This is a genomic window from Paraoerskovia marina (assembly GCF_900105445.1).
In the GTDB taxonomy this organism is placed as follows: domain Bacteria; phylum Actinomycetota; class Actinomycetes; order Actinomycetales; family Cellulomonadaceae; genus Paraoerskovia; species Paraoerskovia marina.
Genome location: NZ_LT629776.1, coordinates 511485 through 526482, shown reverse-complemented (window position 1 = coordinate 526482; position 14998 = coordinate 511485). Strand labels below are relative to the sequence as shown.

Below are 14998 nucleotides of genomic sequence, written 5' to 3'. Positions count from 1 at the left end.
TGCACTTCCCCGGCGCCGGGCCACCCGGTGAGCCTCACCACCGGACTCGCGATCGTCGTCGCACTCGGGGTCTTCGGGCAGGTGATCGCCCGCCGCATCAACGTTCCCTCGATCCTCGTGCTCCTGGGGCTGGGGCTCGTGATCGGCCCGCTGTCCGGGGTGCTCGACCCGGACGAGGTCTTCGGCACCTCGCTCTTCCCCGTCGTGTCGCTCGGCGTCGGGCTCCTGCTCTTCGAGGAGTCCCTCAAACTCGACGCCCGGCGGCTGCGCGGGGGTGCCCGGCGGCCGGTCGTCGGCCTCGTGACCGTCGGTGCGCTGATCACCGGTGTGGGGGCGAGCCTCGCGGCGTACTGGGTCCTCGACGTCACGGCGGGCGAGGCCGCGGTGATCGGGTCGATCGTCATCGTCTCCGGGCCGACCGTCGTCGGGCCGCTGCTGTCCATCATCCGGCCGCGCGAGCCGGTCGGGTCTGTCCTCGCCTTCGAGGGGATCTTTATCGACCCCATCGGGGCGACGATCGCGCTGACCGTGGCGAACGTCGTCCTGTACGAGGAGGCGCCGCGGTTGTTCACCACAGCGTTCACGGGCCTGTGGACAGGACTGCTCGCCGCAGCCGTCTACGTCGTCGTGGTGCGGTGGGGCAGGGTCCCGCCGGGTACCGAGGTGATCCTGGCCGTCGCGTTCGCGTTCGTCACGTTCGCGGGCGCCGAGGAGGTCCAGTCGGAGTCGGGGCTCTGGGCGATGACCACGCTGGGCGTCGTGCTCGCCAACCAGCGTCTGGTCCCGATCGAGCCGCTGCACGAGTTCGGCGGGCACCTGGGCATGCTGCTCGTCGGCTCGCTCTTCATCCTGCTCTCGGCACGGGTCGACGTCGGGGAGCTGATCACGTACGGCGGAGCCACCGTCCTGATCGTCGTCCTGCTCGTGCTCGTCGTGCGGCCCGTGGCGACCGCCGTCGCGACGGCGGGGACGAGCCTCGACCGTCGTGAGCGCGGGCTCGTCGCCTGGATGGCGCCCCGGGGCATCGTCGCGGCATCGACCGCGTCGGTCTTCGCGCTCGAGTTCGAGGAGGCGGGCCGGCCGTTCCCCGAGCTCGTCCCGGTCGTCTTCGGCATCATCGTCCTCACGGCCCTGGTCTACGGGCTCAGCGGTCCGGCGGTCGCGAAGGCTCTCGGTCTGCGCTCCGGGGACCCGGAGCCGCTCGACGACGACGGCGTCCCCGTGTCGGTCCCCGGCGAGTCGACCGCACGCCTGACGATCGCCACGGCACGCGTGGTCCGCGAGGGCGGGGTCGAGCACACGATCCGCCGTCTCCACCGCCCGCTCCCCGGCCCGCCGGACGACGACGCGGGCCCCACCGCCTGAGCGGCAGGGCCCGCACGGATCGCGGAACCAGGGACGCTAGAGCGACCCGACGCCTCCGCCGTCGTCGTGCCCGTCGTGGCGCCGACGGAGACGCCCGCTGCCCAGGAGCGCCGCACCGCCGATCAGCAGCAGGAGCACCAGGCCGACCATGGCCGCGACCTGGGCACCCGTGACCGGGAGCGCCGGGTTCGTCGGCGGGGTCGGAGGCGCCGGAGGGACGGGTGGCGTGATCGTGAACTCGACGTCGTCGCACGCGCGCCCGTCCTCGTCCACGCCGTCGGTGCACTCGGCGGGCGGCGTGATCTCGCCGCAGCCGGACCCGGCCGTGCAGTCCGGGCCGGGCACCGCGAAGGCCACGTTGCGCACCTCCAGGTCGCCCTCCCCGGTCAGCGTGACCGAGTAGGTGATCTCGACCGAGTCGCCCGCCGCGAGCGCGCCCGACCAGATCAGCTGCGGTGAGTCGAACACGAGGTCGCCGCCCTCCGGGCTGACGGCCGCGTCGTCGTTGTACGTCGCGTCGTCGAGCACCTCGGTCATGTCGTCGACGACGGTCGCGGGCGCACCCGCGGTGAAGTCGACGGAGCCGACGTTGGTCGCCACCACCGTGTAGGTGACGACGTCACCCGCCACGGCGTCCTCGTACTCGGCAGCCGCCTTCTCGATCTCCAGGGCACCCGAGGCGACCGGGACCGTGGTGGTGCAGTCCTCGACGGACACGGCCCGGATCAGGCCGCTCGCGCTCATGCCGAACCCGGACATGTCGACCGGGCAGTTGGACTCGGGCGGCCCGAGCACGGCGTTGACCAGCGAGGCATCGCCCGCAGGCGGCTCGTCGACGGTCACCGAGTAGGTCAGCGTCACCGTCTCGCCCGGTGCGAGCGGGCCGGCCCAGACGAGCTCGGGGTCGGCGAACGTGATCTCTCCGCCCTCCGGGCTGACCGTCGCGTCGTCGTCGTACGTCGCGTCGTCCAGCACACCCGTCATCGTGTCCGTGAGGACCGCGGGGTCGTCCTCGGTGTAGCCGTACGTCCCCGTGTTGGTCATCTCGACCGTGTACGTGACGGTGTCGCCCGGACCGACCTCCGCCGCGGCGTCGGCCGTCTTGACGATCTCGAGCTGCTTGACCGGGGTGCTCGTCGAGCAGTCGGGGTCGTCGGAGCCCTCCTCGCAGGCGGAGCCCGGTGCGACCACCGCGTTCTCGAGGACCCCGTCGCCTCCCGGTGGGTCCTCGACGGTCACCGAGTACGTGATCTCGACGCTCTCGCCCACCGCGAGCGGGCCGGACCACTCGAGGAACGGCTCGACGACGGTCACCGAGCCCTGGTCCGGCGTGACCGCGGCGTCGTCGTTGTACGTCGCGTCGTCCAGGACGCCCGACAGATCGTCCTGCACGATCGCCGGGAAGTCCTCGTCGTAGTCGGAGCCACCGGTGTTCTCGACGGTCACCGTGTAGGTCACCGTCTCGCCCGGGACGACCGCCGCGTCCGCGTCGGAGGTCTTGGACACCGTGAGGCCGGGCTGCGGGACGATCTCGCGGCAGTCCGGGTCGGAGGGGAACGCGTCGGGGTCGCAGTTGGACTCGGGCGGCCCGACGACGACGTTGCGCAGCACCTGGTCGCCGTCGGCAGCCTCGTCGACCGTCACCGAGTACGTGATCTCGACGCTCTCGCCCACCGCGAGCGGGCCGGTCCACGTCAGCACCGGCTCGTCGTAGGCGACCGCGCCCTGGTCGGGCGACACCGTCGCGTCGTCGCCGTACGTCGCGTCGTCCAGCACGTCGGACATGTCGTCCGTGACGACGACGGGGCTGGCGTCCGTGTAGTCGGCCTCACCGGTGTTCGTCACCGTCACCGTGTAGGTCACGACCTGCCCGCCCTCGATCTGGTCGGCGCCGCCGTCGGAGGTCTTGACGATCTCGAGGGACCGCAGCGGTACGGTCACGGTGCAGTCCGGGCTCTCCGCACCGTCGGGGCAGCTCGACTCGGGCGGCCCGACGACCGTGTTGTCCAGCACTCCGTCACCGGTCGAGGAGTCGTCGACCGTCACCGAGTAGGTGATGTCGACGCTCTCGCCCACCGCGAGCGGGCCGGTCCACGTCAGCACCGGCGCGTCGTAGGCGACGGCCCCCTGGTCGGGCGACACCGTCGCGTCGGCGCCGTACGTCGCGTCGTCCAGGACGCCCGAGAGGTCGTCGGTGACGACCACGGGGTTCGCGTCGGTGTAGTCCGCCTCGCCCGTGTTGGTCACCGTCACCGTGTACGTGACGACGTCGCCCGCTGCGGCCGACCCGTCGGCGTCGGAGGTCTTGACGAGACCCAGAGACGCGACCGGGGTCGACGTCGTGGCACACGCGCCGCCGGTCTCGGGGTCGACGCCGTCGACGCACTCCTGCGGAGGCGTGACCGGCGGAAGCCCCTCGCACCCGTCCGGGTCTGTGCACGGGACCTCGGGCGGCACGAAGGCCAGGTTCTCCAGGGTTCCGTCGGCGGACTCGCGGTCGTCGACGGTCACCGTGTAGACGATCTGGACGCTCTCCCCGGCGTCCAGCGGCCCGACCCAGACGACGTACGGCTCCACGAGGGTGAGCTCGCCCTGGTCCGGGGTGGCCACGGGGTCGCCCGTGAGCGTCGCGTCGTCGAGGACGTCCGCGAGCGAGTCGACGGCCACGGCCGGGTCGTCGGCCGTGAAGTCGTACCCGCCGTCGTTGGTCAGCGTGACGGTGTAGGTGACGTCGTCGCCGACGGTGACCGCGCCGTCGGGCTCGACGGACTTGGTCAGGTCGAGGGACCGCACCGGCGTGCTCACCGTGCAGGCGGGGTCGTCCGAGCCCTCGAGGCAGTTGGAGTCCGGGCCCGTGACCCGGTTGTCCAGCGACCCGTCCCCGGAGACCGGGTCGTTCACGGTCACCGAGTAGGTCAGCGTGATCGCCTCCCCGACCGCGAGCGGGCCGACCCAGACGAGCTCCGGGTCCACGAACGAGACCGAACCCTGGTCGGGCCTGACCGCCGCGTCCTGGTTGTACGTCGCGTCGTCGAGCACGAAGGTCAGGTCGTCGACGAGCTGCGCCGGGAACTCGTCCGTGTAGTCCACGGCCCCGGTGTTCTCCACCGTCACCTCGTACTCGACGACGTCGCCCGGGGCGACGCTCCCACCGGCATCTGACGTCTTGGCCACCGTGAGCGCCGGCTGCCGGACGATCTCCGTGCACGCCGGGTCCTCGGGGACCACGCCCGGGTCGCAGTTCGACTCCGGCGGGCCGACCACCGTGTTCCGCAGCACCTGGTCGCCCTCGCCGACGTCGTCGACCGTCACCGAGTAGGTGATGACGATGCTCTCGCCCACCGCGAGCGGGCCGGTCCACGTCAGGACGGGGTCCGCGTACGCGAGCAGCCCCGTGTCCGGGTCGACCTCGGCGTCGAGGTTGTAGGTCGCGTCGTCGAGCACGTCCGACAGGTCGTCGGTCACGACGACGGGCTCGGCGGCCGTGTAGTCGGCGTGGCCCGTGTTCGTGATCTCGACAGAGTACGTGACCGTCTCCCCCGGGGTCAGCGGTTCGTCGGCGCCGTCGGAGGACTTGACGACGTCGAGCTCACGGACGGGGACCGTCACGGAGCAGTCCGGGTCGGCCGAGCCCTGCTCGCAGCCCGACTCCGGCGGTCCCACGACGGCGTTCTCCAGCAGCCCGTCGGCGTCCTCGCCCGGCGGGTCGTCGACCGTCACGGAGTACGTCAGGTCGACGGAGTCCCCCGCGGCGAGCGGACCGGTCCAGGTCAGCGTCGGCTCGGTGTAGTCGAACGCCCCGGTGCCGGGGTCGGCCACCGCGTCGGCGCGGTACGTCGCGTCGTCCAGCACGCCCGAGAGGTCGTCCGAGACCACGACCGGGCTGTCGTCGGTGTAGTCGACCTGCCCGATGTTCGACACCGTCACGGTGTAGGTCACCGTGTCTCCGGCGACGACCGCGCCCGCGACGTCCGAGGTCTTCACGATGTCGAGCGCCGCGACCGGCACGCTCGTGGTGCAGTCCGGGTCCGTGCTGCCGGCGGGGCAGTCGCTGCCCTCCGGGCCGACGACGGTGTTGTCGAGCCGCCCGTCCCCGTCGGCCGACGGCGGGTCCGCCACGGTCACGGAGTACGTGATCGTCACCGTCTCACCGACCGCGAGCGCCCCGGTCCACGCCAGGTCCGGGCGGGAGTACGTCGGGGCGGGCGGGGTCCGCGTGACGATGCTCGACGTCGCGGCGGCGTTGTCGTCGTACGTCGCGTCGTCGAGGACGCGCGAGAGGTCGTCGACCGCGGTGGCGGGGTCGAGCACCGTGTACGGCGCGGTCCCCGTGTTCTCGATCGTCACGGTGTAGCCGACCGTGTCACCGGGGAACACCTGCGGCCCGGCGTCGGTGCTCTTGACGACCTCGGAGCGTCGAACGGTATCCGTCACGGTGCAGCCTGGGTCGTCGGTCCCTTCGGCGCAGGTCGACTCTGGCGGGCCGACGACGGCGTTGGAGAGCGATGCGTCCCCCTCGACGGGGTCCGTGAGCGTCACCGAGTAGGTCAGGTCCACCGACTCTCCGGCGGCGAGGCCGCCGGTCCACGTGAGCGTGGGCTCGACGTAGTCGAAGGTCCCCGTGTCCGGGTCCGCGGCGGCGTCGTCGTCGTACGTCGCGTCGTCGAGCACACCGGTCAGGTCGTCCGAGACGGACAGCTCGCCGTCCGCGTAGTCGACCTGGCCCGTGTTGGTCAGGGTGACGGTGTACTCGACGGTGTCGCCGGCGACCACGGATCCGACCGCGTCGGAGGTCTTGGCGATCTCGAGCGACCGGACCGGCACCGACGTCGTGCAGTCGGGGTCCGTGCTCTCCGCGGTGCAGTTGGAGTCCGGCACGAGCACCACGTTGGTCAGCTGCCCGTCCGCACCGTCCTGCGGCGGCGCGTCCACCGTCACCGAGTACGTGATGACGACGCTCTCGCCCACGGCGAGCGGGCCGGACCACTCGAGGAACGGCTCGTCGACCACGATCTCGCCGGTCTCCGGGTCGGTCGCCGCGTCGTCGTTGTACGTCGCGTCGTCCAGCACGCCCGACAGGTCGTCGGTCACGACCAGCGGGACGCCGTCGGTGTAGTCGACCTGCCCCGTGTTCGTCACCGTCACCGTGTACTCGACGACGTCCCCGGGCACCACCTCGTCACCGGCGTCCGAGGTCTTCGCGACCTCGGTGGCCGGCGTCAACGCGCTCGTCGAACAGTCCGGGTCGGCCGGGATCTGGTCGACGTCGCAGTTCGACTCCGGGGGTCCGACCACGGCGTTCGCGAGGATGCTGTCGCCCGTGACGGGGTTGTCAACCGTGATCGAGTACGTCAGCGTCACGGAGCTTCCCGCGGCCAGCGGACCCGACCAGGTCAGCACAGACTCCTCGTAGCCGAACGAGCCGGAGACCGGGCTCGCGCTCGCGTCGTCGTTGTACTCCGCGTCGTCGAGCACCTCGGTGAGGTCGTCCGAGACGACCAGCTCGTCAGCCGGGTAGTCCACCTGGCCGGTGTTCTCGATCGTCACGGTGTACTCGACGACGTCGCCGGGCGTGACGTCCTCGGCGTCCGACGTCTTGACGATCGCGACCTGCTGGACCGGCGCGCTCGTGGTGCAGTCCGGGTCTGTCGAACCCTCCGAGCAGTTCGAGTCGGGGCCGGTCACGACGTTCTCGAGCACGCCGTCCCCGGTGGACGGGTCGTCGACGGTGACCGAGTAGGTGAGCTCGACCTGCGCGCCCGCTGCCAGCGGGCCCGTCCACGTGAGCGTGGGTGCCGCGTAGTCGAAGGCCCCGTTGTCCGGGTTCGCCGTGGCGTCACCGTTGTAGACCGCGTCGTCGACCACGTCGGCGAGGTCGTCGACGACCACGGCCGGGACGGCGTCCGTGTAGTCGAAGCCACCCGTGTTGGTCACGGTCACCGTGTAGGTGACCGTGCCACCCGCGAGGACGACGTCCCCCGCATCGGACGTCTTGACGACGGCGAGGCTGCGCACCGGGGTCGTGGTGGTGCAGTCAGGGTCGCTCGTCCCGGGGACGCAGGACGAGTCCGTACCCGTCACCGCGTTCTCGAGCACGCCGTCGGCGTCCTCCCCGGGCGGGTCGTCGACCGTCACGGAGTACGTGATGGTGACGGTCTCGCCGGCGGAGACAGGGCCGGTCCACGTCAGGGTCTCGCCCACGGGGGCGAAGACGGGCGTCGGCGGCGTCGAGACGTCCGACGTCGCGGCAGCGTCCGCGTTCCAGCTCGCGTCGTCCAGGACGCCGGAGAGGTCGTCGACGACGACAGCCGGGTCCGCCGCGGTGTAGTCCACCTGCCCCGAGTTGGTCACGACGAGGGTGTACTCGACGGTCTCGCCCAGCGCGACGGATCCGGTCGGCTCCGCGGTCTTGACGACCTCGAGCAGCCGGACCGGCGTCGTGACGGTGCAGTCCGGGTCGGCCGGGTCCTGGTCCGCGTCACAGCTCGACTCGGGCGGGCCGACCACGGTGTTGCCGAGGATCCCGTCCGCGTCGTCGCCCGGTGGGTCGTCGACCGTGACGACGTACGTGACCGTCACCGTCTCGCCCGGGTCGAGCGGGCCCGTCCACGTCAGCACCGGTGCGGAGTAGATCGGCTGCGGCGGGACGTTGGCCACGACGTCGGACGTCGCGACCGGCGTGCCGGTGAGCCGGCCGTCGTCGAGCAGGTCCGAGAGGTCGTCGGTGAGCGTGACGGGAGTGATCGCGGAGTAGGGCACGGTCCCGGTGTTCGTCACCGCGACCGAGTAGGTGACGGCGTCACCGGGCGCCACGGAGGTGCCGGCGTCCGACGTCTTGACGACGTCGAGCGACCTCACGGGCACGGTCACCGTGCAGTCCGGGTCCTCGGAGTCCTCGCCACAGTTGGAGCCCTCGACGAGCACCGCGTTGACGAGCACGCCGTCCGCGGCGTCACCGGGCGGGTCGTCGACCGTCACGGAGTACGTCAGGGTGACGGACTCCCCGGCCGCGAGCGGGCCGGTCCAGACGAGCGAGGGGTCGGTGAACGTGAACGTCCCGAGCTCAGGGTTGGCGGCCGCGTCGTCGTCGTACGTCGCGTCGTCCAGCACCCCGGAGAGGTCGTCCTCGACGACGGCCGGGATCTCGGCGGTGTAGTCCACCTCGCCGGCGTTGAGGACCGTCACGGTGAACTCGACGGTGTCCCCCGGCACCACCTCGCCGACCGCGTCCGAGGTCTTGACGACCTCGAGCTCGGGCTGCGGGATCCGCTCGGAGCAGGCCGGGTCCTCAGGGCTCTGGCCGGGGTCGCAGTTGGACTCCGGCGGACCCACGACGGCGTTGTCCAGCACGCCGTCCGAGTCGTCCGGCAGCGGGTCCATGACCTGGACGGTGTACGTGATGGTCACCGTCTCGCCGACGGCGAGCGGGCCCTCCCAGGTCAGAACGTCGTCGACGACGGTGGGCGCCGGCGGCGTGCTCCCGGAGACGTCGGACGTCGCCGTCGGCGCGCCGACCAGGTCCGTCTCGGCGAGGACGTCCGAGAGGTCGTCGGTGAGGACGACGAGGTCGGGGTCGACGTAGTCCACCGCCCCGGTGTTGGACACCTCGACGGTGTACGTCACCTGGTCGCCCGGCCGGAGCACGTCCGGGACAGACGCCGTCTTCACGACGTCCAAGGAGCGCACCGGGGTGGAGGTTCCGCAGTCCGGGTCCTCGGAGTCGTCGGCGCAGGTCGACTCCGACGGGCCGACGACCACGTTGACGAGCTCGCCGTCGGCGTCGGCGCCCGGCGGGTCGTCGAGCGTGACGCTGTAGGTCAGCGTCACGGTGTCGCCCGCGGCCAGCGGGCCGGTCCACGTCAGCGTCGAGCCCGCAAGCTCGAACGCCCCGCTCTCGGGGTCCGCCGCCGCGTCGTCGTTGTACTCCGCGTCGTCAAGCACCCCGGCCAGGTCGTCGGAGACGACGACGGGCTCGCCGTCGGTGTAGTCGACCGCACCCGTGTTGGTGATCTCGACCGAGTAGGTCACCGTGTCGCCGGCGAGCACGGAACCGGCGTCAGAGGCGCTGGAGTCCTTGACGATCTCGAGGGAGCGGACCGGGACCTCGGTCACGCACGCCGGGTCGACGGGGTCGTCGGCAGGCGCGCAGCTCGACTCCGGCGGGCCGACGACGGCGTTCTGCAGCAGCGCGTCGGAGTCGGCACCCGGCGGGTCGTCCACGGTCACGGAGTACGTGAGCTCGACCGAGGCGCCGGCGGCCAGCGGACCGGTCCACGTCAGCGTCGAGCCCGCAAGCTCGAACGCCCCGCTCTCGGGGTCCGCCGCCGCGTCGTCGTTGTACTCCGCGTCGTCGAGCACCGCCGACAGGTCGTCGGAGACGACGACCGGGTTGACGCCCTCGACGTAGTCGACGGCCCCGGTGTTGGTGACCGCCACGGTGTACTCGACCTCGTCGCCCGGAGCCACGGGTCCGGCGGCGTCCGAGGTCTTCACGACGTCGAGGCTCGCGACCGGGACCTCGGTGTTGCACTCGACGTCAGGGTCGTCCACCTCGCAGTTCGACTCGTCCTGACCGATCACCGTGTTGTCGAGGATCCCGTCGGCACCCGGTCCGAGCGGGTCGTCCACGGTGACCGAGTAGGTGATCGCCACGGTCTCGCCGAGCGCGAGCGGACCCTCCCAGTCGATCGTGGGGTCCTGGTACGTCGGCTCGGGCGGGGTGCTGACGACCACGTCGGAGGTCGCCGCCGCGTCGTCGTTGTACTCCGCGTCGTCGAGGATCTCGGTCAGGTCGTCGAAGAGCATCGCCGGGTCGAGCAGCGTGTACGCGTACCCGCCGGTGTTCGTGATCGTGATCGTGTAGGCGACGTCGTCCCCCGGGGTCACGCCCTCGGACGGGTCGACGGTCTTCTCGATGTAGAGAACCTTCACCGGCGTCGTGGTGGCGCACTCCGCACCCTCCTCACCCTCGGCACAGTTGGACTCCGCGGGGCCGGTGACGACGTTGTCCAGCACAGCGTCGCCCGCGGGCGGGTTGTCCACCACGAACGAGTACGTCAGGGTGACCGTCTCCCCGACGCCGACGGGACCGGTCCAGGCCGGCCCCGTGAACGTGCCGCCCGCACCACCGTCCGAGGCGTCGTCACGGTACGTCGCGTCGTCCTCGACGTCGGTGAAGTCGTCGGTGACCGTCAGCAGACCGTCGGTGTCGTCGTAGGGCACCTGGCCGGTGTTCACGATCGTGACGGTGTACCCGACGACGTCGCCCGGCTCCACCGGGCCGTCGGGCGTGACGGCCTTGGAGATCTCGACCATCTTCACCGGGGTGCTCGTCATGCACGCCGGGTCGGCGGGGTCTGCGCCCTCGGCACAGTTCGACTCCGGCGGACCGGACACGACGTTCGCCAGGAGGCCGTCGCCGTCCTCGGGCGGGTCCAGGACGGTCACGGTGTAGGTGATCGTGACGGTCTCGCCGACCGCGAGCGGGCCCGCCCACGCGAGGGTCGCGGTGCCCTCGTCGAAGGTCGCCGCGGGCGGCGTGCTCCCGTCGACGTCGGAGTCCGTGGTCACCGTCCCGAACGACGCGTCGTCCAGGACGGCCGACAGGTCGTCGGAGACCTCGAGCAGCGAGTCCGGGTCCTCGTACGGGGCGTCCCCGGTGTTGGTCAGCGTGACGACGTACTCGACCTCGTCACCGGGAACCACCGTCGACGGCGCAGAGGTCTTGGTGATCTCCACCTCGCGGGGCGGAATCGTGACGGTGCACTCCGGGTGATCACCCGTCGGCAGGCCGTCCGGGCCGGCCACACAGTTGGACTCGGGCGGACCGAGCACGGTGTTGGTGAGCACGCCGTCGCCCGTCGCAGGGTCGTTCACCGTCACGTCGTACCGCACGGTCACGGTTTCCCCGGCGGCGAGCGGGCCCGACCACGAGAGCACGACTGTGTTCGGGTCGTAGTAGAGCAGCCCCTGACCGTCGGGGTCCGTCTCGAGAGAGGCCTCGTCGACGGTCGCGTCGTCGACGACGTCGGTCAGCTCGTCGGTGACGACCATCGGGTTGGCCGCCGGGTAGTCGAACGTCCCGGTGTTCTCGATCTCGATCTCGTAGGTGACGACGTCGCCCGGCTCCGCACCCTGCGGGTCCCCGACCGCGCTCTTGCTGATCGTGACCCCGGGCTGCAGGACGGGCACGACGTAGTCCTCGATCTCGCCGCCGGTCCACTCTCCGGTCGGCTCCGGGTCCGTGTTGGTCCCCGCGAAGAGCCGGATCCGTCCGTACGTGTCCCCGAACGACGACGCGCCGGGGAACGTGAGCTGGTACGTCTGCGAGCCGGTGTTGGCCGGAACAGCGATCGACTGCAGCTCGCCGTCGTCGAACGTGCCGCTGAAGTCGAGGTCGATCCAGGCCGCGAGCGTCGCGTCCTCGGCGCTGTCGTTCACCGCGACGACGTCGACGGTGGACGAGGAACCCTCCACCGCCTGGAACTGTGCCGAGGCGGAGTCCTCGTCGTCGACGGTCCCCGTGGTGTCGTCGCCGTCGGCAGCCGTGGTCGGCTGGCCGTCCTCCTCGACGTCGACCACGTCCCCGAGGCGCAGCGGCGCCTGCTGAGTAGTCTCGTCGAAGTCCAGGACGACGTGCCGCGCGCCGTCGGCGGCCAGCGTGGTGCCGTACGTGTCAGGCGCGTCGCCGAAGTCGTAGTCGGCGTCGATCAGCTCGATCTGCCAGTCCTCGACCTCGCCGTAGTCGTAGCCGAGCCCGCTCGTCATGCCCGCGGTGTACGAGGTACGCAGTCGCAACCAGGTCTCGCCGAGCACCGCGTCGGCCGGGACGGACCACGGCAGGTCGTAGACACCGGTCTGCGCGTCGATCCCGATCTCCACGCCCTCGTCGTCCTCGAACGTGCCGCTGCCGTCGAAGTCGATCCAGCCCGCGAGGAACCCGACCTCGCCGCCCTCGTTGGTCACCGGGACGTTGAGCTCGATCGACCCGTCGTCGATCGAGAGCGCCAGGCCGGCCGGCAGCGCGTCGTCACTGTCGAGGTCCGTCGGCTGCCCGTCGGTCTCCGCGGTCATGGTGCTGCCCAGCATCAGTGCCGGGTCGTCGGCGTCGGGCACGATCCCGTGGAACGCGCCGCCGTCCTGGGCCAGGGTCTCGTAGGACTCGGGTGCGTCGCCCCAGTCGAGCGGCAGCGGGCCCGGGCATCGCGCGCCGTCGTTGCCCGACGACGCGGGGCCGTAGGCGAAGAACACCCAGGGCTCGCCGGTCCCGTCCGTGGCCGTCGTCGCCGGGTCGATCCGCCAGATGTGGCCCGTGCCGTTGTTCGCCGCGTAGATGAACCCGTCGGCGTCGGCGTAGATCGCCCCGAACTCCGTGTCGAGGTTCTGCCGCACCGAGTTGGTGCCGTCGGGGGCCTGCAGGCGGTTGCCGCCGGTGTCGAGGTTCGGCCGGCCGACCAGTGTCTCGCTGCCCGTCGCCGGGTCGAACTCCCAGAGGAAGGAGTTGAGCGTGCTCGAGTTGTTGCCCACGGAGTAGAACTTCTCGGTCACCGGGCTCCACGCCCAGTCCGCCCCCAGCGTGTTCGCGTTGTCGCCCGACCCGGTCGAGCCGCCGTTCACCACCTGAAGGTAGGTCGCGGACGCGGGGTCCATGTCGATCGCGGCCCACAGCGACCCGGTGTTGTCGAACTCCCGGATGTACCAGAGTCCGTCGCCGTCGACGTCGCCGGTGTTGACGCCCTGGGGCTCCGCGAAGCCGTTCGCGTTGCCGTCGTCCCAGGGCCAGCCCAGGTTCACGACCTCCGAGAAGTCCGGGGAGACCGTGTAGATCTGCGGTCCGCCGTCCGCCGAGACCTGATAGCCCACGTACCAGCCGGTGGCCGGGTTGAAGCCGACGCCGTTCAACGCCGGCGGGACCGTGCCCTCGTCCGTCTGACCGCCGGTGACCAGGTTGATGGAGGTCACGCCGGTCTCGCTCGCGGGCGGGGTGAACTGCCAGAGCGTCGCCTCGAGCTCGCACTCCGGCGGGTTCTGCACGAAGGTCACGTCGGCCTCGCCCGGAGGGTTCAGGCCGACGAGACCACCGTCCTCGGGGAAGTCGTCGGGCCCGTTCGTGTACACCCCGGGGACGTCCGAGGTGACGCCGACCGTGATCTGGCAGGAGACGAGGTTCTCGCCGGTCAGGTCGCCGCCGCTGACCGCGATCCGCTGCCCGGTGTTCTCGTCGATCGCCGCGTCGCCGCAGGTGTTCTCGAAGACGTTGCCGGTCAGCTCCAGGTCGGTGCTGCTGAACTCGTCGACGAACGCCCAGTCCTCCTTGGGACCCGAGGGCTCCGTCGGGTCCGTGGGGTCGTAGGTGTTGGTGATCGTGAAGGTCAGCTGCGACTCGCTCCCCGTCGGGTACGGGCCGGCCGAGAACTCCTTGTCGATCTTCGGCGTCGTGTCGAGGATCGTGATGTTGTCGAACGCCGTGTCGTTGCCGACCCCTGAGGTCTGCAGGTTGTCGATCTGGACGCCGAGCGTGTCGCCCGTCGAACGGACGGCGGTGTCCCCGATCCACGTCGCGATCCGGGTCTGGCGCGACTGGTTCGACACGTTGCTCGGCGGCACGACGACCCCGTTGTCGGCGTCGCGCGCGACGTCGCACGTGTCCACGGGGGTACTGAACGCCTGGGTGACGCTCCCGTCGGACTGCGTGACGTTGAACTGCGGGAGGGCCCCGACCGCGCCCGCGGTGTTGCAGCTCTGCGACGCCGTGTCGATCGAGAACTGGTAGAACCGCCCCGGGTCGACGGTCAGAGGCTGCTCGAACTCGAGCATGGTGCCCGGTGCGAGGGTCGCGGCACCCGCGTTGGTGTACGAGGAGACGATGTGGTTCTCGTCGGCGTCCTGCGCCGGGAAGACGCCGAGGTACGGGTACTTGGCGTTCTCGTGCCACTCGCCCATCGCCCGCGCCATCGACCGCAGTCGGTTCCACCAGGCGCTGTCGGTCTGTCCCCCGGTCGGTGCGCACCCGTCCGTCGGGTTGAGGAGCGGGTCGGCCCAGAACCGGGGTCTCGGGGAGTCGTAGGTCGTGGCCTGGTAGCTGACGGTCCCGTGCGCGGCGACGATGATGCCGTTGCAGTAGTTGCCGGCCGCCCAGTCCACGTCGGCGGTGTACGTGACGTCCAGCGGCGTGCCGTCGGGCTGGACCAACGACGACGTGTACCCCGCCTGGTAGTTGGCCTCGCTGCCGTCCGCGCCGTACGGGAAGTCGGTGAGCGTCTGGACGAAGTCGCCGGCGTCCCAGTCGTTCTGGTTCGAGCCGGATCCCGCCTCGTCGGGCTCCTGCCACGTGACGTTCTCGAAGTTCTCGTGGTAGACGTCCTCGGGCGCCTCCATGACGCCGGGCTGCCCGGGGACGGCCTCAGCGGCCAGGAGGTCCTGCGCGAGCGGCTCGTAGACGACCGGCGCCGCGACGAGCCCGAGCGTCAGCACCAGCGACGCGCCGACGCCCCCGGCCACACCCCGGCCGATCGTCCGGCTCGAGCGTCTGGTTCGTCGCATCTGGGACCCCACGTCACGTCGCGTGGTACACCGCCGTACACGGCGCACCGTGTCCCAGTTGTCACATAGTACGGAGCGCTCTGCAAAAGAT

The 14998-nt window shown here is 71.1% G+C and carries 2 protein-coding genes; one reads left to right on the top strand and one right to left on the bottom strand.

Going from position 1 to position 14998, the window contains the following annotated elements:
- Nucleotides 1-27: 27 nt before the first annotated feature.
- Nucleotides 28-1365, top strand: coding sequence for a cation:proton antiporter (locus tag BLU20_RS02390; RefSeq protein ID WP_083371447.1), 1338 nt, complete (start codon nt 28-30; stop codon nt 1363-1365).
- 36 nt (nt 1366-1401) lie between these two features.
- Here BLU20_RS02390 and BLU20_RS02385 read toward each other — a convergent pair whose 3' ends face one another.
- Nucleotides 1402-14907 carry a DUF7927 domain-containing protein gene (locus BLU20_RS02385; RefSeq protein ID WP_157270252.1) on the bottom strand — a complete coding sequence of 4502 codons (13506 nt, stop codon included), beginning with the start codon at nt 14905-14907 and terminating at the stop codon, nt 1402-1404.
- Nucleotides 14908-14998 lie beyond the last annotated feature (91 nt).